At 54.9% G+C, this 17,216-nt stretch carries 21 protein-coding genes; 13 read left to right on the top strand and 8 right to left on the bottom strand.

Annotated elements, in window-relative coordinates:
* From kdsA to EL361_RS04295, 13 genes are all read left to right on the top strand, one after another.
* On the top strand, positions 1 to 813 hold the full coding sequence (kdsA, locus tag EL361_RS04235) for a 3-deoxy-8-phosphooctulonate synthase (RefSeq protein WP_126376935.1): 813 nt from the start codon (positions 1 to 3) through the stop codon (positions 811 to 813).
* Positions 803 to 1,333: a KdsC family phosphatase gene (locus EL361_RS04240; RefSeq protein ID WP_126376937.1), complete on the top strand. Its 531-nt coding sequence runs from the start codon at positions 803 to 805 to the stop codon at positions 1,331 to 1,333. The genes kdsA and EL361_RS04240 overlap by 11 nt, the downstream gene beginning before the upstream one ends.
* Positions 1,330 to 1,911, top strand: coding sequence for an LPS export ABC transporter periplasmic protein LptC (lptC, locus tag EL361_RS04245; protein ID WP_172961630.1), 582 nt, complete (start codon positions 1,330 to 1,332; stop codon positions 1,909 to 1,911). Before EL361_RS04240 ends, lptC begins: the two co-directional genes overlap by 4 nt.
* Positions 1,908 to 2,507: an LptA/OstA family protein gene (locus EL361_RS04250; protein ID WP_126376941.1), complete on the top strand. Its 600-nt coding sequence runs from the start codon at positions 1,908 to 1,910 to the stop codon at positions 2,505 to 2,507. The genes lptC and EL361_RS04250 overlap by 4 nt, the downstream gene beginning before the upstream one ends.
* Positions 2,507 to 3,229, top strand: coding sequence for an LPS export ABC transporter ATP-binding protein (gene lptB, locus EL361_RS04255; protein WP_126376942.1), 723 nt, complete (start codon positions 2,507 to 2,509; stop codon positions 3,227 to 3,229). Before EL361_RS04250 ends, lptB begins: the two co-directional genes overlap by 1 nt.
* A gap of 212 nt (positions 3,230 to 3,441) precedes the next feature.
* Entirely contained in the window at positions 3,442 to 4,899 is a 1,458-nt protein-coding gene (gene rpoN / locus EL361_RS04260; protein ID WP_126376944.1) for an RNA polymerase factor sigma-54, read from the top strand.
* Between the two features lie 100 nt (positions 4,900 to 4,999).
* The gene (gene hpf, locus EL361_RS04265; protein ID WP_126376946.1) at positions 5,000 to 5,536 is read left to right on the top strand and encodes a ribosome hibernation-promoting factor, HPF/YfiA family; all 537 of its coding nucleotides are present in this window, start codon (positions 5,000 to 5,002) and stop codon (positions 5,534 to 5,536) included.
* A 4-nt stretch (positions 5,537 to 5,540) separates the two neighbouring features.
* On the top strand, positions 5,541 to 5,990 hold the full coding sequence (locus EL361_RS04270; RefSeq protein ID WP_126376948.1) for a PTS sugar transporter subunit IIA: 450 nt from the start codon (positions 5,541 to 5,543) through the stop codon (positions 5,988 to 5,990).
* Positions 5,987 to 6,889, top strand: a complete 903-nt coding sequence (rapZ, locus tag EL361_RS04275) for an RNase adapter RapZ (RefSeq protein ID WP_420810702.1) — start codon at positions 5,987 to 5,989, stop codon at positions 6,887 to 6,889. Before EL361_RS04270 ends, rapZ begins: the two co-directional genes overlap by 4 nt.
* Positions 6,890 to 6,944: 55 nt before the next feature.
* A complete protein-coding gene (locus EL361_RS04280) occupies positions 6,945 to 7,382 on the top strand; it encodes a PTS sugar transporter subunit IIA (protein ID WP_126376952.1) in 438 nt (145 codons plus the stop codon).
* A gap of 4 nt (positions 7,383 to 7,386) precedes the next feature.
* Complete coding sequence (locus EL361_RS04285; protein ID WP_126376954.1) at positions 7,387 to 7,854, top strand: PTS sugar transporter subunit IIB; 468 nt, start codon at positions 7,387 to 7,389, stop codon at positions 7,852 to 7,854.
* Positions 7,848 to 8,552 (top strand): PTS sugar transporter subunit IIC, encoded by a 705-nt coding sequence (locus EL361_RS04290; protein WP_126376956.1) that lies wholly within the window; start codon positions 7,848 to 7,850, stop codon positions 8,550 to 8,552. The genes EL361_RS04285 and EL361_RS04290 overlap by 7 nt, the downstream gene beginning before the upstream one ends.
* Positions 8,553 to 8,692: 140 nt before the next feature.
* Positions 8,693 to 9,610: a manganese-dependent inorganic pyrophosphatase gene (locus EL361_RS04295; protein WP_126376958.1), complete on the top strand. Its 918-nt coding sequence runs from the start codon at positions 8,693 to 8,695 to the stop codon at positions 9,608 to 9,610.
* Between the two features lie 131 nt (positions 9,611 to 9,741).
* Here the strand turns inward: EL361_RS04295 and EL361_RS04300 are convergent, their stop codons facing one another.
* The 8 genes from EL361_RS04300 to prfB form a co-directional block, all read right to left on the bottom strand.
* Positions 9,742 to 10,242 (bottom strand): hypothetical protein, encoded by a 501-nt coding sequence (locus EL361_RS04300; protein ID WP_126376960.1) that lies wholly within the window; start codon positions 10,240 to 10,242, stop codon positions 9,742 to 9,744.
* A 955-nt stretch (positions 10,243 to 11,197) separates the two neighbouring features.
* The gene (dapA, locus tag EL361_RS04305) at positions 11,198 to 12,076 is read right to left on the bottom strand and encodes a 4-hydroxy-tetrahydrodipicolinate synthase (RefSeq protein ID WP_126376962.1); all 879 of its coding nucleotides are present in this window, start codon (positions 12,074 to 12,076) and stop codon (positions 11,198 to 11,200) included.
* A 43-nt stretch (positions 12,077 to 12,119) separates the two neighbouring features.
* Positions 12,120 to 12,962, bottom strand: coding sequence for a diaminopimelate epimerase (dapF, locus tag EL361_RS04310; protein WP_126376964.1), 843 nt, complete (start codon positions 12,960 to 12,962; stop codon positions 12,120 to 12,122).
* Between the two features lie 69 nt (positions 12,963 to 13,031).
* Positions 13,032 to 13,922, bottom strand: coding sequence for a UshA-like (seleno)protein family 2 (locus EL361_RS04315; RefSeq protein ID WP_420705198.1), 891 nt, complete (start codon positions 13,920 to 13,922; stop codon positions 13,032 to 13,034).
* Between the two features lie 3 nt (positions 13,923 to 13,925).
* A complete protein-coding gene (locus EL361_RS04320) occupies positions 13,926 to 14,201 on the bottom strand; it encodes an HU family DNA-binding protein (RefSeq protein WP_126376968.1) in 276 nt (91 codons plus the stop codon).
* A gap of 103 nt (positions 14,202 to 14,304) precedes the next feature.
* The gene (locus EL361_RS04325) at positions 14,305 to 15,132 is read right to left on the bottom strand and encodes a MinD/ParA family protein (RefSeq protein ID WP_126376970.1); all 828 of its coding nucleotides are present in this window, start codon (positions 15,130 to 15,132) and stop codon (positions 14,305 to 14,307) included.
* A 14-nt stretch (positions 15,133 to 15,146) separates the two neighbouring features.
* Complete coding sequence (locus tag EL361_RS04330) at positions 15,147 to 16,022, bottom strand: GGDEF domain-containing protein (RefSeq protein ID WP_232034871.1); 876 nt, start codon at positions 16,020 to 16,022, stop codon at positions 15,147 to 15,149.
* A protein-coding gene (gene prfB, locus EL361_RS04335; protein WP_126376972.1) for a peptide chain release factor 2 occupies positions 15,997 to 17,113 on the bottom strand; the annotation gives its coding sequence in 2 pieces (ribosomal slippage) (positions 15,997 to 17,037 and positions 17,039 to 17,113; 1,116 coding nt in all). Before prfB ends, EL361_RS04330 begins: the two co-directional genes overlap by 26 nt.
* Positions 17,114 to 17,216 lie beyond the last annotated feature (103 nt).

Below are 17,216 nucleotides of genomic sequence, written 5' to 3' on the forward strand. Positions count from 1 at the left end.
ATGACGTCTGAACAGCTGTTCGCCGCCACCAGCAAGGGGCCCTTCGTTCTCGCAGGGCCTTGCGCTTTGGAAAGCCGTGATGTGGTTATGACCGCTGCGCGGCATATTGCCGAGGTTGCCAAAAAGCTCGAACTGACCGTGATCTTCAAAGGCTCCTTCGACAAAGCCAATCGTACGTCCGTGACCAGCTTTCGCGGGCCGGGCATGGATAAGGGGCTGGAGATGCTTGCCGAGGTCAAGGAGACCTTCGGCCTGCCCGTGGTCACGGACATCCACCAGCCTGAACAGGCTGCCGTGGTGGCTGAGGTGGCGGACGTCATTCAGATTCCGGCCTTTCTCTGTCGCCAGACGGATCTGCTGGTGGCAGCCGGAAACACAGGGCGTGTGCTCAATGTCAAAAAGGGGCAGTTTCTGGCCCCCTGGGACATGGCCAACGTCGTGAGCAAGGTCAAAAGCACCGGTAACGAGAAGCTCTGGCTCACCGAACGTGGTGCCTGCCATGGCTACAACAACCTTGTTGTGGATATGCGCTCCATGCCCATTATGGCCTCGCACGGTTGTCCGGTTGTCTTTGACGCCACGCATTCCGTGCAGTTGCCGGGCGGGCAGGGCGGTTGTTCAGGCGGGCAGCGCGAATTCGTGCCCACTCTGGCCCGTGCCGCTGTTGTTGCCGGAGCCTCGGGAGTCTTTCTGGAAACCCACCCGGACCCGGACAAGGCGCTGTGTGATGGTCCCAACTCCTGGCCGCTTGAAAACCTCGAAGCCCTGCTCAGGGATTTGATGACCCTGTGGAGCCTGAAATATGAATGTTAAGGACAAGGAGCAGGCGGCGAAAATTCGTCTGTTGGTCCTGGATGTCGACGGAGTGCTGACCGACGGCGGTCTGTACTACGACCATCAGGGCAATATATCCAAGCGTTTCAACGTCCAGGATGGGCTGGGCATCAAGCTGGCTCAAGCTGCCGGGCTGGAAGTGGCCGTGATTACCGGTCTGGATTCTCCGGCGGTGGAAACCCGGGTGCGCGAGTTGGGCATCACCGAATACCATGCCGGGCATCTGGCCAAGATTCCCCTGCTTGAGGGCATCTGCGAGCGCTTGAAGCTGGATTTGTCCGAAGTGGCCTATTTGGGCGACGATTGGGTTGACGCTGGCCCCATGCGGGCCGTGGGGCTGCCCATGGCGGTCGCCAATGCCCAGTCCGAGATTCTCGTAATGGCCGATTTCATCACCGAGGCCCATGGTGGCCAAGGTGCCGTGCGCGAGGCCATTCGTCATATCCTCGAGGCCCGGGGTGACCTGGATGCCTTGTGGGAAGAATGGGGCAATCGATGAAACGTTTCTTGCCCTGGATTGCTGTGCTGCTGGTCGTTCTGGCGCTTGTTGGCGGTTGGCTGTGGCAACGTATGAAAAATGATGTTGCTGCCGTGGCCGAATTGGCTCAGGAACTTGATGTGGACGTGGCCTTGCAACAGGTTGAGTTGTCACAGGGCTCCGAAGGCAAGGCCAGCTGGCGTCTTGTGGCTGACAAGGCCAATTATCTCAAGGATGAACAGCTTGTCAGGTTGGACAACCCGCGTGTCATCTACTACCAGGAGCAGGACGGTTCGGAGGTCAATGTTACCGCTACGGAAGGCGAGGTCGAACAGTCTTCCGGGGATGCCCGCCTGTGGCCGGACGTGGTGATTGTGTCGGGACCGACGACGGTGTATGCCGATCATCTGTTCTACAGCGGTGAGACGCGAGACATCGACTTGACCGGTAATGTTCGCATGAAGCAGGGTGAGATGATGATGACTGCCCCGCACCTGATTATGGATATGAAGACCAACGACATCAAAGCCGATGGTGGCGTCACGAGTCTGCTCTGGTCTGAGCAGACCGCTGTCCCGGCAAAGGAGCGCCAACAGTGAAGCGCGTAGCATATTTCATTCTCATGGCCTTGGTTCTGACCGGGCTGTTTGCCTCCATTGCCTTTGCCAAGGACGACAAGATTCCCACCAAGATCACCTCGGACCGCATGGTCTACGAGTCGGGTGGAAGCCAGGTGACGTTTACGGGCAACGTGCATGTCACCCGGCCTGACATGCAGATCTGGTCCCAGAAGATGATTGTGCATCTCAAGCAGACCACGAAGAAGGCTGGTGCAGCTGCTGCGCCTTTGGGTGGTGATCCGGGCGAGATCGAGAAGATCGTGGCTTTGAAGAAGGTGCGAATGCTGCGCGAGGGCAAGGAAGGCTTCTGCGGCAAGGCCACCTATATGGTGGAGAAGGATCTGCTTGTGATGGAAGAGTGGCCGCGCCTTGTCGATGGCAAGAACACCATTCAGGGCAAGATCATTCGTCTCTATCTGAAGGAGAACCGCAGCGAGGTCGAAGGGACTGGCAACACCCAGGTGGAAGCCATCTTCTTTACGCCTAAGGACGCAGGCAAACCTGCTGCTGAGACCAAGCCCGCAGCAGATGACGCACAGCCTGAAGTTCCTGCTTCCAACGGGGAGACTCAGTAATGGCAGTGCTCCTGGCAGAAGACCTTTGCAAGCGTTACGGCCAGCGCGAGGTCGTGCACGACATCGGACTTTCAGTGAAACAGGGCGAAGTGGTGGGGCTGCTTGGTCCCAACGGCGCGGGCAAGACGACGACCTTCTACATGCTGGTGGGCATCATCAAGCCCAACGGCGGGTGCGTTCGTCTGGATGAAACCGAGCTGGCCTCTCTGCCTTTGCATGACCGGGCCCGACTGGGCCTGTCCTATCTGCCTCAGGAAAGCTCAGTCTTCCGCAAGCTCTCGGTGCGTCAGAACCTGGAGATCATCCTGGAGCACACGGGCCTGTCTCATAAGGAACAAAGGGCCAAGGCCGATCATCTGCTGAATGAATTGGGCATCACCAAATTGGCCGATCAGAAGGCCATGCATCTTTCCGGTGGCGAGCGCCGTCGCTTGGAGATCGCTCGGGCGTTGATCCTTGATCCCAAGTTCATGCTGCTGGATGAGCCCTTTGCCGGTATTGATCCCATTGCCGTGGATGATATCCAGGGGATCGTGCGTGGTCTGAAGGAAAAGGGCATTGGCGTTCTGATATCCGACCACAATGTGCGCGAGACTTTGCGCATCTGTGATCGGGCCTATCTGGTCTATGAAGGGCGGATCATTCTGTCGGGTACTCCCCAGGAAATTATAGATGATCCAAAGGCCAGAAGAGTGTATCTTGGCGAAGGTTTCTGTCTTTAACAGCCTGTCCTAATAGATCTTTCTCCCTATACAAAAACCTTGCCATTTCTATTGCAAGGCTATCGTGTCTGTGGCATTGTCTTGATGCGCTCTAAATGGGCGTGCCAGGAGGAATGCCACTTTTTTTGTTATGGATAACGGTGCATTGCCATAGATCTCACCGGTATTGACCGGATTCTCGACCTCTCTACCCTCCAACAAGCGATTATATTATGGGATTGGAACTCAGGCAGCAGCTCAAACTTTCACAGCAGTTGGTCATGACGCCACAGCTGCAGCAAGCGATCAAGCTGTTGCAACTGTCACGTTTTGAATTGTTGGACATGGTCCAGCAGGAGTTGCTTGAGAATCCGCTGCTGGAGGAGAAGCCCGAGGAAGAGGCTGTGGAACGCCCTGCAGAGGAGCAGGCCGCACCGACCAAGGAAGAGACTTACAACGACGAATCCGTTGAACAGGACCTGGCCAAGACGGCTGAGTGGGAAAGCTATCTGGGCGAGTTTTCATCCACGGCCAAGCAGGCGGTGGGACGTGAGTACGAGACACCGGAAGAGGGCATGTCCTTTGAGGCCCGTCTGTCTGCCAAGCCTTCCCTTGAGAGTCACCTTGATTGGCAGCTCAGGCTTTCCGGTGCCTCTGAGCTGGATGTTCAAATTGGTGAGCAGATTATCGGTAATCTCGATGGGCTTGGGTATCTGAGAGCCACTGCCGAAGAAATTGCAGATCAGTTGGAGCATATGCCTGTGTCTGTGCAGGCGACCTCTGCCGAGGTGGAGTCCGTTATTCTGCGCATGCAGCGTTTTGACCCCTTGGGTGTTGCCGCACGCGATCCGCGTGAATGCCTACTGGTGCAGCTGGATGCCTATAATATGGATGACCCCATTCTTGTCTCGCTGGTTTCCGAGCATCTTGAGGATCTGGAGAAGCGCCGCTACAAGCCTATTGCCCGCAAATTCAAGATTTCAATGGAAGAACTCAAGGAATATCTGGATGTTATTCAGACCTTGGACCCCATGCCCGGATCGTCTTTTGCCGGGAGCGAGCCGCAGTATGTGAGCCCGGACGTGTTCGTCTACGAATACGATGGTGAATTCGTTATCGTCCTGAATGAAGAAGGACTCCCCCGATTGCAGGTCAGCCCCTATTATGTGGATTCCGTCAAGACCACAAACTCCAAAGATAAAGAATACATGCAGGACAGGATGCGTTCTGCAGTCTGGCTGATGAAGAGCCTGTATCAGCGCCAGCGGACGCTCTACAAGGTCATGGAGAGTATCGTCAGGTTTCAGGAAGAGTTTTTCCGCCACGGGGTGAAGAAACTGAAGCCGCTGATCCTGAAGGATGTTGCGGACGATATAGAGATGCATGAATCCACCATCAGTCGCATCACCACCAGCAAGTACGTCTCTACTCCTCACGGTGTGCACGAGCTTAAATTTTTCTTCAATAGTGCTTTGGGGTTGGATGATGGCTCTCAGGTGGGTAGCGAATCCGTCAAGGCCATGATCAAGGGCTATATCGGAAGCGAAAATCCCCGCAAGCCCTTGTCAGACGAGAAAATCGCCGAAATGCTCAAAGGCGAACTTCAGGTCAACATTGCCCGCCGTACGGTTGCCAAGTATCGGAGTGCGTTGGGCATTCTTTCCTCGTCCAAGCGCAAGCAGATTTTTTAGCGGGCACAATGGTGCAAAGCCCTTTATTTTGCGTTGGATTCATCCTACACTGGAAGTGACTGGGATTCCCGGTTCCACAGCTTAAGTTAGGAGGACGCCTATGCAAATCAAGTACAACTTCAAGAACTTTGAACCGTCCGACCATCTGAGGAATTACGCCTCCACCCGATTTGAAAAGCTGTTCAAGTACGACAGGACCGAGAATGCCCTGCTTCAGGTCAATCTTTCGGTCGACAAGTTCCGGCATAAGGCGGACGTCGTATTCACCGGTGATGAATTGCACATCTCGGCGGTTGAAGAATCTGAAGACATGTACTCCACCGTTGACCTGGTTCTGGATAAGCTTGATGCTCAGGTCCGCAAGACTCGCGAAAAGGCCAAGGATCGTCGTCAGGCGAGAGGCTCAGTCCGCATGGACGTTATCAGCTTTGCTGATTCTGCCGCCGGAGAGCGCGTTCCTACCATTGAGGAAAGTGACTCCTATGAACCCAAGCCCATGGCCGTGGAAGAAGCCGCCCTGCAGCTGGATTCCCTGGGCTATGAGTTCCTGGTCTTTCATAATGCAGAATCCGAACGAATCAATGTGATCTACCTCCGTAAGAACGGAGATTATGGACTGATTGACCCTGGGATGTAAGTAAATGAAGCTCGGAGATTTGCTGGATAGGGATTTAATTCTGCCCAAGCTCAAGGCCGGGACCAAGAAACAGGTCCTGGCCGAGCTTGTGGCGGCGGCAGTGGATAAACTGCCGGAACTGGATCGGGACACGGCAATTGAGGTCCTGACCGAACGCGAGACTCTGGGCACAACTGGTATTGGGGATGGTATTGCCATTCCTCACGGCAAGTTGGATAACCTGGAAAATATTGTCGTGGTTGTTGGCCGCAGCGCGGGGGGCGTCGAATACGAAGCCCTGGACCAAAAGCCTTGTCATATTTTTTTCCTGGTTTTGGCTCCAGAACAGGTGGCAGGCATGCATCTGCGTGTCCTGGCCCATATCTCACGCCTGCTCAAGGAAGATTCCTTTAGGAAATCATTTGTCGAGGCCGATACGGGCGATGACCTGTGGCGGTTGCTCAAGGGGGCCTGAGCTCGATGAAGCCGGTCAGAGCCGATGGTGGTGAGTTTCCGGTTATTATTCTCACCGGGCTCTCGGGTGCCGGGAAGTCGACAGCGCTCAAAGTCTTTGAGGACCTCGGATTTCTGACCATGGATGGGTTACCGCCTCTGGTGATGCCGGAGATGGTTCGCCTGTTTCGCACGCAGAAGGATTTTCGTCATCGCGGGCTGACCCTGGGGTTGGACGCCAGCGGCGACGATTTTGCCAAGCAGTGGCCGCTGGCCCTGGGCGAGTTGGAAGCCATCGGAGCCAGACCCCGTCTTGTTTACGTCGAATGCAGCGCCCCTGTCCTGATGCGGCGTTATGCCGCTACCCGCCGCCCTCACCCCCTGGAAGGAGAACTTGGCCTTGAGCGTGCCATGGAAGAGGAGCGTAGGAGGTTGTTCCCGGTCCGCGAACGATCCGAATTGGTCGTTGATACGACGGACTACTCGATCCACGATCTCAGACGCTTCTTGCAGGAGAAGTGGAATTTCCTGAAAGAGAGACAGTGGGGGCTCAGGATTTACGTGTTGTCCTTTGGCTTCAAGCACCAGGTTCCCACAGATGCAGACATGGTGTTTGACCTGCGTTTCCTGCCGAATCCGTATTTTGACGAGAAGCTTCGTCCCATGTCGGGCAAGGACAAGCCTATTGCGGATTTTGTTCTTGGTTCGGACGAGGGCAGCGAGTTTTTACGACACCAGATGGAATATTTGAACTATATCCTGCCATGCTATGCCCGCGAGGGGCGTTACCGCCTGACACTGGCTTTTGGCTGTACCGGCGGACGTCATCGATCAGTGGCTACTGCCGAGGCCGTCTTTGACTCCTTGCGCAAGTCGGATTATGCAGTCTTTCTTGAACATCGCCACCTCGACCTAGAATAGGGACGGCATCTTGCTGAGGTGATGGGCGTCGCTGTCCCCCGGACGAACATAATACATGAGCAAAGAAACCAAGAAGATCAAGAATGTGGGCGTGGTTGTTGCCACGCACACGGATTACGGCACACGGCTGATTGCCGCGGCCGAGATGATCCTGGGAGAACAGAACGATTGTGTCTCTGTGAGCGTGGACATTTCCCACGGCATGGACGACATCGTTGAATCGTTGCGTCAGGCTGTGGAGTCCGTGGACAAGGGCGGGGGAGTGATGATTCTGACCGACATGTTCGGCGGAACTCCTACCAACCTGAGTCTCTCACTGCTCGGTGCCTATAAGCTCGAGGTGATCACCGGGGTCAACCTGCCCATGCTGCTCAAGGTTCTGGGGATGCGTTCCATGCCTCTGGCCAAGCTGGCGGATGAAGCCAAGAGCGCTGGCATGCAGGGCATCGTTGTGGCCGGTGAGGTGTTGCGAAAGAAAGTCGCCGGAGGGTAGGGCCGTGTTCTGGGTTCGAGTGGACAATCGACTCATCCACGGGCAGATCATCGAAACCTGGCTGCCGTATACGAAATCCCGCACGATCATTGTGGCCAACGATGAGGTGTGCGGCGATCCTCTGCGCCAGGAGATCATGGGCCTGGCTATTCCCAGTCATATCGACAAGATATTTGTGTGTGTCGAGGATACGCATGAATATATGTCACGTGCTTATGCCGTGGAAGAACCCGATGTACTGGTGCTGTTTTCCTCCTGTGTCGATGCAAGGCGGGCCCATCAGAAGGGATTGGCTTTCAAATCCTTGAACCTCGGGAATATGCATTATGGCCCAGGCAAGGAGCAAGTCTGCGCGCATGTGGCCCTGGATGGTCATGATCGCTCCTGCCTGCAATATTTCGATGACAACGACGTTGATCTTGATTTCCGCTGCGTGCCTAACCAACCAATCCAGGTCAGTCGATCATGGTAGAGGTGTCCACCGCGGCCATTATCTGGATTCTGACGGCCACCAGCCTGTATACTTTATTCGCCTTTCTTCGTTTTTCCTTGAACCTTGGCATTGTTGAGCGCCCACTGGTACAGGGCCTTGTCTGGGGCCTGCTGACGGGCAACGTCACCCTTGGAGTGTCCGTTGCTTTGGTTTTCGAACTGTTCTGGCTGGATTTGATTCCAGCGGGGACGTTCATCCCCCCCAATGCCGCTGCAGCGAATCTGGCTGCCTTGTGTCTGACAACGGTGTTTGGTTTCAGTAATCCTGCGCAAGTCGTCTTTCCCATTCTTTTGGCGTTCCCCTTGGCTTGGATTAGTTCGCGCTTGGAACAGGCGCATCGCCGCAGACAGGACCGTGGCTACAACATACTCCAGAGTTGGCTCCGTTCTGAACGGCAGGGGGATTATGCTCCTGGGCGGCTCATCCGGCGCGCTATCACCCAGACTCTCACCGCATATTTTCTGTTTTTCCTGCTGACGATGACTTCACTTGTGGCGTTGACCTCGTGGCTGCTTGCTCACGGCTTGTTACGTCCTCCCTCTGAAATGTTCTCCTGGGGGTATCTCTGGATTGGAGCCACACTTGGAGGCATGCTGGCGCTTCGGGTGCCAGGGGCCTATGTCATTCTTGTTCTGGGCGCCTGCGGCGTCGCAATGCTTAGCCTATTTATGGGTTGAGATTCCCCCTTCCAATCAAAAATCGTATTTCATTCCTGATCCCCTCTTGGCAGGCGCTAAGCTTTGTGCTATTTGGCACAAGCTTTGTGCGCAAGAGAGACGTTTAAGGAATTCAGTCAATACTTAGAGGAGGATCTCCAATGCTCGTTTTCGGTCACATGAACCCGGATACCGACACCATTGTTTCCGCTATTGCCTACGCCGATCTGGCCAGCAAACTTGGCAAAGACGCCAAGGCCGTTGCCCAGGGCGCAGTGACTCCCGAGTCCGCTTACGTGCTCGAGAAGTTTGGTCTTGCCACTCCTGAGGTCGTGACCTCCGTGGCCGGCCAGCAGGTCGCCGTTGTAGATACCACTGAGCTGTCCCAGCTGCCTTCCGACATCGGCGAAGCCGAAGTCGTGGCTGTTGTGGATCACCACAAGCTTGGTGACCTGGCCACTTCCCAGCCCCTGGAAATGTGGGTCTGGCCTGTTGGTTGTACCGGCACCGTGCTGAAGAACATGTACGATTTCTACAACGTCGAGATCCCCAAGGGTATCGCCGGCGCTATGATGTGTGCCATCCTGTCCGACACCGTCATGTTCAAGTCCGTGACTTGCACCGACGCTGACAAGAAGGCTGTTGAAGCTCTGGCCAAGATCGCCGGCGTTGCTGATCCCATGGAGATCGGCCTGGAGATGTTCAAGGTCAAGAGCGCCGTGGACGGAACCCCCATCCGCGAGCTGGTCTTCCGTGACTACAAGGACTTCGACATGGACGGCAACGGCGTTGGCATCGGCCAGCTGGAAGTCGTTGATGGTGCCATGCTCCTGCCCCTGGTTGACGACCTGTACGCTGACATCGCCAAGGTCAAGGAAGAGAAGGGCCACCACACCGTGATCCTGATGCTGACCGACATCATGAAGGAAGGCTCCGAGATTCTGTACGTGACCGATGACAAGGCCGTCTTCAAGAAGGCCTTCGGCATCGACGCCGCAGACAAGAGCTTCTGGATGCAGGGCTGCATGTCCCGCAAAAAGCAGATCGTGCCTGACTTCCAGGGCAAGGCTTTTAAATAAGCTGATTTGATCGCAAGGCCTTCGGGCCACTGAATAAGCCCGGCACGGTTCTCCGTGTCGGGCTTTATTATGTTTTGCGCGAGGAGGAGCGCTGCGGGATGAACAGAATGAGAGTCAGGCTGTGAGTTGAGTTAAGCCTCATTGCTTTGCAGTTGGGCAAGTTCCACTTGCTTGGCGGAAAGCTCCTGCTGCTTCTGCTCCAGCTTTGTCTTGCTCTGTTCGTCGGTCTTGCCTTGAAGTTCTCGAATTTCCTGCTCAAGCTCTTCGATTTCCTCTTCTAACTCTTCGATATCGTCGGACTCTTCGCTGCTGTCGGTTGCACCTACGCCGCCTGCGATACCTGTACCGCCTGCCTGGGCTTTGGCTCCCTGTTTCTGGTCACCTTCAGGTTGCTGTTTCAAATCACTTTGAGGAGAGTCTTCACTTTTCTGGACGAATTCCATGGCCTTAGCCATGGCCTCTGGAGAAAAATCGACATGGTCTTCGGGATTGAGCCCCTGCTCTTCCATGGCGGTTTTGATCTTGTCCAGCTGTTCCTTGGATGGCGGGCTAACGCCCTGCTCGCGAAGCGCATCAGTCGGTTGGGTGAACATCCCCAGTTGCGAAGCAATATCCGAGTAAATATCTGACATTGCGGCCTCCTGCATAATAAATGTGTCTTCTGATTCTCGTTATCGGAGTTTTACAGCCTGGCTATAGAGTGATTTGTATTAATAATTGTAATTTTCATCGGGTGTAATTCGTCATTCATTGCTTATTGCCAGGGACGCCTTTGCTGAATGTATACGCTACAGGGGGCGTCGGTTTGATGAGGATGTTTGATATACAGCCGAGATGTGTCATATTTCCATCAAAGGCATCCTGCCGTGAGGAGGACACCAATGAAGGATCATATTTTTTTGACTTCTTCGGAAGCTTTGGAGGCGGTGCGAATCGATTTGATGTCCTATGGATCGCAAAGGGAACTGGAAGGGCCATTGCTGGCGTTATTGGGCGAGATGGGATGCCGGGGGCAGAGGGGGGAAACAATACCCCTTGAGCGCCGGATTGAGAGCCTCAAATCTCAGAATCTGTCATTGGAAGAGTTGATCCCCTTGTGCATGCTTGTTTTCAGTACACCGGTCCAAATGGGTTCTGACAGCAAAGGACACTCTGGGCTCTGGGTTGAGACCGGAATGGAGTCTTTTGCCTGCACTCGCTGCGGTCAGTGTTGTTTGAAGTTGGATATACATCTGGACTGTACTGAGTCTGATGTCGAAATGTGGATCAGAAGCGGGCGTGACGATATCATGGCTTGGGTGGGGCAGGATGTTGGAATAGATGGGCAGGTTGAGTACCGGGTTTGGCGTTATCCCGACACGCCATATTATACTGAGACTTGTCCCTGGCTCAGGCGTGTTCCTGGGGATACGGCCTTTGTATGTTCCATTCAGGATGTAAAGCCGGAAGTCTGTCGTTTTTATCCGGGAACGGCCAAACACGCCAGAATGACCGGCTGTCCCGGACTAGGCGGGAGTCCCAAGCCATGACAAAAGCCCGGCGAAAGGGTTCCACCGGGCTTTTGTCTTTTTCAGGTGAGTGGCCTGTTTAGATCAAGCCATTCTCTTTGAGTGCGATTTTGAGCTGCTCCAGATTCTCGGGCAGCATTTCCACCAGAGGCAGGCGCAGTTCCAGGCCGATCTTGCCCATCATGGTAAGACTCGTCTTGACCGGGATGGGGTTGGTCTCCAGGAACATGGCGCGATTCAGAGGCTGCATTTCGAAATGCAGCTTGCGAGCAGTTTCCATGTCACCCTCGTTGAAGGCTTTGACCATCCCGGACATTTTGTCCGGCACGATGTTGGAAACAACGGAAATGACACCACAGCCACCCACGGAGAGCAGAGGCAGGACAGTGAAGTCATCGCCTGACAACATGCAGAAATCCGGTCCCATGATCTCGACCATGTCGGACACCTGTTGCAGATTGGCGGTGGCTTCCTTGATGCCCACGACCTTGGGCACGGCCTCTTTGATGGCTTTCAAGGTTGCCGGAAGCACGTTCAATGCGGTGCGGCCAGGGACGTTGTAGACCACAAACGGCATGGGTACTTCGTTTGCGATGGCTTTGAAATGGGCGACAAGACCGGCGGGAGTCGGTTTATTGTAGTAGGGAGTGATGAGCAATGCGCCATCGGCACCGGCTTCTTTGGCGTAGCGGGTCAGCTCGATGGCTTCGCGGGTATTGTTTGATCCTGCTCCGGCCAGCACGGGCACACGGCCTTTGGACTGGTCCACGCAGATGCGGATGACCTCGCCGTGTTCGGCGTGGCTGAGTGTTGCGGATTCACCTGTGGTGCCGCAGGGCACAAGCCCATTGATTCCTTGTTCGATTTGCCATTCGATGAGCCCGCGATAGGCCTCCTCATCGACGGCTCCGTTCTTGAACGGCGTAATTAACGCCGTGAACGCTCCCTTAAATTGCATTGCTCCCTCCATAGTCACGTATCATAAGACTCGATCCCTAGAGCTACAGCCCAAGAGATTCGATAAACATTTCACCTGAATAGGTCTTTACAGCTGGGCCTTCGAGAAAGAGCGTACCGTTTTCCAGATGGATTTGCAAAACTTCGCCGCCGGACGTTTTGAGTTCAACAGACTCATCAACCAACCCCAGTTCATGGGCAACCAGAGCCGAGGCCGCAGCTCCTGTTCCGCAAGCAAAGGTCTCGCCTTCCACTCCGCGCTCATAGGTGCGCAGCAGGAGTTTGCAGTTGCCTCTGATCTGAATGAAATTGACGTTGGTCCCGGCCGGGGCAAAATGCTCATGGTTGCGCATGGCACGCCCAAGTTTGTCCACATCAATGGCGGAGACGTCATCGACAATGATCACGGCATGAGGAACGCCCGTGTTCACGAAATGCACTTCATATTGGACACCGTCCACGGTCAGACTGGTCCCAAGGAGTAAATCCTGGGGCGGAGTCAGCTGAACCTTGACCAGAGTGGAGTCGGGGCGGACTTGGGCGCGAATGGGGCCAGCGTCCGTTCCCAGCACATGGTTGCGGTCTGCAAGGCCGATTTCACAAGCCAGGCGTGCTGCGCAACGCGATCCATTTCCGCACATTTCCGCACGTGATCCGTCTGCATTGTAGAAATGCCAGATGTAATCAACCTGTTCACCTGCGGGGGCATTTTGAAGAAAGATCAAGCCATCTGCGCCAATGCCAAAGGCTTTGCGGCAGATGCGCTGTGCCCAGAGGGTCATCTGGGCTCGGGGCAGAGCCAGCTTTCTATTATCGATAAGAACGAAATCATTGCCGCTGCCATGCATCTTGAAAAAGGGCACGGTCATGCCTGTGGATTGACTCATGATGGTACCAAGTGGTTGTGCGTTTGCGGATAGGTCAACTAGCGTGGCCGTTTTCCACATGGATTGCAACTATTTTGGTGGGGGGAGTGTGAATTTTCCAAGCAGAGCGACCAGGTCGGCGTCTTCGGAAAGATCCTGATTGAGCACTTCCAGCTTCATGCTGATGTTCCCATTCTTGATCCATTTCCAGTCATTACTCCGAGTGGGCAACTTGCTGATGTGGATGACGTGGACTGCTTTTCCACGCTTGTAGGATCTGACCCAGAACGTTTGGCCATTCCTGGCGAATCGTCCTGCCAGGCCAGGGCCGGGCCCTGCACCGAGCAGAAGGTGGATTTGTGGAGTGTGCTTCTCCAGAAGCGTACGTTCGGCATTACCACCCCAAGGGCTGATGCCGATGACGATGTCAGAACGTTTGCTCAAACTTTCAGCCTTGCGAACAACGGCCTTCATCATCATTGCAGAGGGTTCTTTGGCCCCTTTGATCAGCTTGGGGAAATAGATCAAGCCTACTTTGTAGCCAGCGCGGTCAATGATTCTTTCCTGAATTCTGTCGGAGGCAGTGACCCAGTTTTCGGGAGGCGTCGTACCGGAATCCTCCAGCCAAGCCTTTTCGCCCGGGACCAGATATCCAGTATGGTATTCAAGGCTGCTGTAGGCTTTGCTGAGAGCCTGAGCCAATTCTTTGGATTCCAGCCCTTCCCGGGTCAAGGGAAGGAATTCGAAGGCCCCGGCGATGAACAGGTTGTGTTCATCACCGGGGTCTGAATTCTTGAGATTCTTGAAAAGCGTGGCGCGCCTAGCCAGGCCGCCCAGAGTCTTGCCCCCTCAGGTGGGACAGGGAGCATATTCCCCGACACTATTGGCTGAATAGATGAGCGTCAGGGCATCTTCTGCGACAGCCGGTGAGGACCCAATCGAGAAAATGAGCAGCAGGAAGAGAAGTAGTGTTCGGGTCATCAGCTATTTATTGACGAATTCCTTCAATTCCTTACCTGGGCGGAAGAAAGGAAGCTTCTTCGGGCTGACCTTGACCACATCCCCAGTCTTGGGGTTGCGACCGGTGTATCCACCGTAGTCTTTGACCTTGAAGCTGCCAAATCCGCGAATTTCAACGCGTTCATCATTGGACAGCGAGTCCTTGATTGAATCGAAGAATGTGTTGACTACCATGGATGCTTCGTCGACATGGATGTCATTCTTCTCTGCCAGAGTCTTGATGAGTTCACTTTTATTCATACTTGCCCTCCCTGTTTTCAAAACGGCCCCCCAACGGCCATTTCGACTTCGATACTATCAGCATCATGACAACTATGCGAATTATGAGGGTTTTCGTCAAGTGTTAATCTGTATTATTTTCCTGTGGCAACGACAGACCTTCCTGATCGCCAAGTTCTGGCAAACGGGCGTCACGCATGCGCTTCAGGCGTACTGCCAGTTGCAGGATATCCCGGCCAGCATTGCACGAGGGAGCCATTTTCAGTAGCGGGGTCTGTTTGATGACTGCCTGGATCAGTGTTGGGTCCTGGCGCACCGTCCCGGCGTATTTGATGTCGAGCCCCAGGAAACGTTCACAGGCAGCGTGCAGACGCTGGAAACTGCGCTTGCCTTCCTCGTGGTCCGTGGCCATGTTGACCACCACGTGAAAGTTCTTCACCCCATGCTCGGAATTCATGACCTTGATCATGGCGTAGCCATCGGTCAATGATGTGGGTTCAGGCGTGATGATGACAATCCGCTCCTGCGTCATGGCAGAGAATCGCATTACTGTCCGGCTGATTCCGGCTCCCAGATCAAGCAGCAGGAAGTCGTAGCCGCTTAAAACATTGTTCAATTTGTCGAACAACAGGCCCTGAAGGTCCTCATCGAGGTCGATGAGTTCGGGTACGCCCGATGCCGAGGGCAAAAAGTCGAAACCGCCTTGCTCGATGGGGACAACCACATCCGCCGGGTCCACGTCCTGCGTCAGCAGATCTTGGAGGGTCTTGTCCGGGGTCAGGCCCAGTAGAACATCCAGATTGGCCAGGCCGAGGTCGCAGTCCATGAGCATGACCTTGTGATGCCCCCGGTACAGGGCATAGCCCAGGTTCAGTGCGAGGTTGGTCTTGCCCACGCCGCCTTTGCCACTGACAATGGAAAAACTGACAACTCTATTCGTATTGTTCGCCATGGAATGGTCCTTGGTTAACCGTTGCCGGTGAACAGAAATTTCTTTTCGTTGGATTCAACAAGCGAGGCCTTGGACAGCTTTTGCATATCCGCAAGGGGGGCAGTGATAACCCGGTCCTTGCCCTGCGCCTTGGCCTTGTAGAGGGCTTTGTCTGCCAGGTCCACAAGGTCAGGTATCGGTGAATCGGAGACCCCTTTGTAACAGACCAGTCCTGCCGAGCAAGTCACCGAGAAGGGGGTACCGTCAGCCGAGCAGTTGAAGGTCAGTTCGCGGACTGATTCCAGGATACGCTCCAGCATGGCTCGGGACTTGAGCAGGCCGGTACCGGGCAGGAGCAGCGCGAATTCTTCGCCTCCAAGGCGGGCTGCAACGTCGTAGCGTCTGATCTTGGTCAGTAGCAGCTTGGACAGGCCCACGAGCACATCATCCCCGCAGGGGTGGCCGTGAGTGTCATTGACGGCTTTGAAGTTGTCCAAGTCGAGAATGGCGATGGAGAGAGAGTCTCCCATACGCTTTGCCCGTTCGATTTCCTGGTCCAGCAACCGGTCGAATGCCCGGCGGTTGGCAAGGGTGGTCAACGGGTCGTGCTCGGTCTGGTAGGCCAACTCCTGCAAGCTGTTCTGGATTTGCGATAGAAATGGGTATTCCTCACCATCCACGGGCAGGGCAAGCCAGTCTCGCAGTCCATACTCTTCGGAGAGTGCCGGCCATTGATCCATGGACAATCCTGGACAGAGGCGAAGGATCCCGAGCACTTTTTGCGTGCTCTCGACGCATGTTGCATCAGCCCCGTGGACCTGCAGCAGCTTGCGCAACGATTCCAGTTCGCTCAGGATTTCCTTTTCCTTGGCGGAGAGTATGTCTTCAGCTGTGTTTTTGGGCATGTTCATGCAGCAACTGATTCCGGATGAGGGTGTCGAGGGAGCCGTCGAGGACAGCATCCACGTTGGATTCTTCGGTTTTGGAACGATGGTCCTTGACCAGCCGGTAAGGCTGTAAGGTATAGGTCCTGATTTGGCTACCAAAACCGATGGCATCTTTGGAGTCGTACTGGGCCTGCTTTTCGGCGCTGAGCTTTTGTTGTTCCAGTTCGTAGAGGCGGGCCTTCAAAATTTTCATGGCCGTGTCCTTGTTGCGGAACTGGGACTTTTCATTCTGGCAGGAAACCACAATTCCCGAAGGCTCGTGGGTCAGGCGGACCGCCGAACTGGTCTTGTTGACCTTCTGTCCACCAGGACCGCTGGCGCGGAAGACGTCAACGCGCAGGTCTTCATCCTTGATCTCGATTTCAATGTCCTTGCCCGCGTCGGGATACACATCCACCGAAGCAAACGAGGTATGTCTGCGCCCCGATGAATCAAAAGGTGAAATGCGGATCAGACGGTGGATGCCGCGTTCGGCCTTGAGTAGACCGTAGGCATAGGGGCCTTCGATTAGCAGGGTGACGCTTTTCACACCTGCCTCGTCGCCGGGAAGGAAATCCAGCGTTTTGACCGTGAACTCGCGGCGCTCACTCCATCGCTGGTACATGCGCAGCAACATTTCGGCCCAGTCCTGAGCCTCGGTGCCGCCTGCACCGGGATGGATTTCCAGCAGTGCCGCCGCAGAGTCCTGCTGACCCGAGAGCAATGTTCTGAGCTCGGTCTCGGCAAGATGTGCGGTGAGGGCATTCACCTGCTCATTCAGCGCTTCAAGGACTTCCGTGCTCTGGTCTTCCTGGGCCAGCATCAGCCATTCGTCCAGGTCTTCCTTGGCTTGTCGCAGGTTGTCCCACAACTCCACCATGGCGCCTAAACGACTTTTTTCCTGCAACAGGGGCTTGAGTGCGTCAGGATTGTCCCAAGCACCGGGCTTGGACAGGGCCGCTTCGATTTCTTTCAGGCGAGAGTCACTCTGGTCGTGGTCAAAGACGCCCCCAAAGGGAACTGAATTGTTCCAGAAGGGTGGAACCTTGTGCCTTTAAATCAGTATACTGAAGCATATGATAAGATAATCCGTAGGGTTAATGTCGTTCTGCGGCAATTTGTAAGTATATCCCGAAGACCGCTGTGAAGCAAGCCTTGCGGTTTCAGGCTTGGATCTGT

This window comes from Desulfovibrio ferrophilus (genome assembly GCF_003966735.1).
GTDB lineage: Bacteria > Desulfobacterota > Desulfovibrionia > Desulfovibrionales > Desulfovibrionaceae > Desulfovibrio_Q > Desulfovibrio_Q ferrophilus.

Excerpts from the sequence above, each read along its gene's own strand:
- kdsA (WP_126376935.1), top strand. The coding sequence starts at position 1 with ATGACGTCTGAACAGCTGTTCGCCGCCACCAGCAAGGGGCCCTTCGTT.
- EL361_RS04240 (WP_126376937.1), top strand. The coding sequence starts at position 803 with ATGAATGTTAAGGACAAGGAGCAGGCGGCGAAAATTCGTCTGTTGGTC.
- lptC (WP_172961630.1), top strand. The coding sequence starts at position 1,330 with ATGAAACGTTTCTTGCCCTGGATTGCTGTGCTGCTGGTCGTTCTGGCG.
- lptB (WP_126376942.1), top strand. The coding sequence starts at position 2,507 with ATGGCAGTGCTCCTGGCAGAAGACCTTTGCAAGCGTTACGGCCAGCGC.
- rpoN (WP_126376944.1), top strand. The coding sequence starts at position 3,442 with ATGGGATTGGAACTCAGGCAGCAGCTCAAACTTTCACAGCAGTTGGTC.
- hpf (WP_126376946.1), top strand. The coding sequence starts at position 5,000 with ATGCAAATCAAGTACAACTTCAAGAACTTTGAACCGTCCGACCATCTG.
- EL361_RS04270 (WP_126376948.1), top strand. The coding sequence starts at position 5,541 with ATGAAGCTCGGAGATTTGCTGGATAGGGATTTAATTCTGCCCAAGCTC.
- EL361_RS04280 (WP_126376952.1), top strand. The coding sequence starts at position 6,945 with ATGAGCAAAGAAACCAAGAAGATCAAGAATGTGGGCGTGGTTGTTGCC.
- EL361_RS04290 (WP_126376956.1), top strand. The coding sequence starts at position 7,848 with ATGGTAGAGGTGTCCACCGCGGCCATTATCTGGATTCTGACGGCCACC.
- EL361_RS04295 (WP_126376958.1), top strand. The coding sequence starts at position 8,693 with ATGCTCGTTTTCGGTCACATGAACCCGGATACCGACACCATTGTTTCC.
- EL361_RS04300 (WP_126376960.1), bottom strand. The coding sequence starts at position 10,242 with ATGTCAGATATTTACTCGGATATTGCTTCGCAACTGGGGATGTTCACC.
- dapA (WP_126376962.1), bottom strand. The coding sequence starts at position 12,076 with ATGCAATTTAAGGGAGCGTTCACGGCGTTAATTACGCCGTTCAAGAAC.
- dapF (WP_126376964.1), bottom strand. The coding sequence starts at position 12,962 with ATGAGTCAATCCACAGGCATGACCGTGCCCTTTTTCAAGATGCATGGC.
- EL361_RS04320 (WP_126376968.1), bottom strand. The coding sequence starts at position 14,201 with ATGAATAAAAGTGAACTCATCAAGACTCTGGCAGAGAAGAATGACATC.
- EL361_RS04325 (WP_126376970.1), bottom strand. The coding sequence starts at position 15,132 with ATGGCGAACAATACGAATAGAGTTGTCAGTTTTTCCATTGTCAGTGGC.
- EL361_RS04330 (WP_232034871.1), bottom strand. The coding sequence starts at position 16,022 with ATGAACATGCCCAAAAACACAGCTGAAGACATACTCTCCGCCAAGGAA.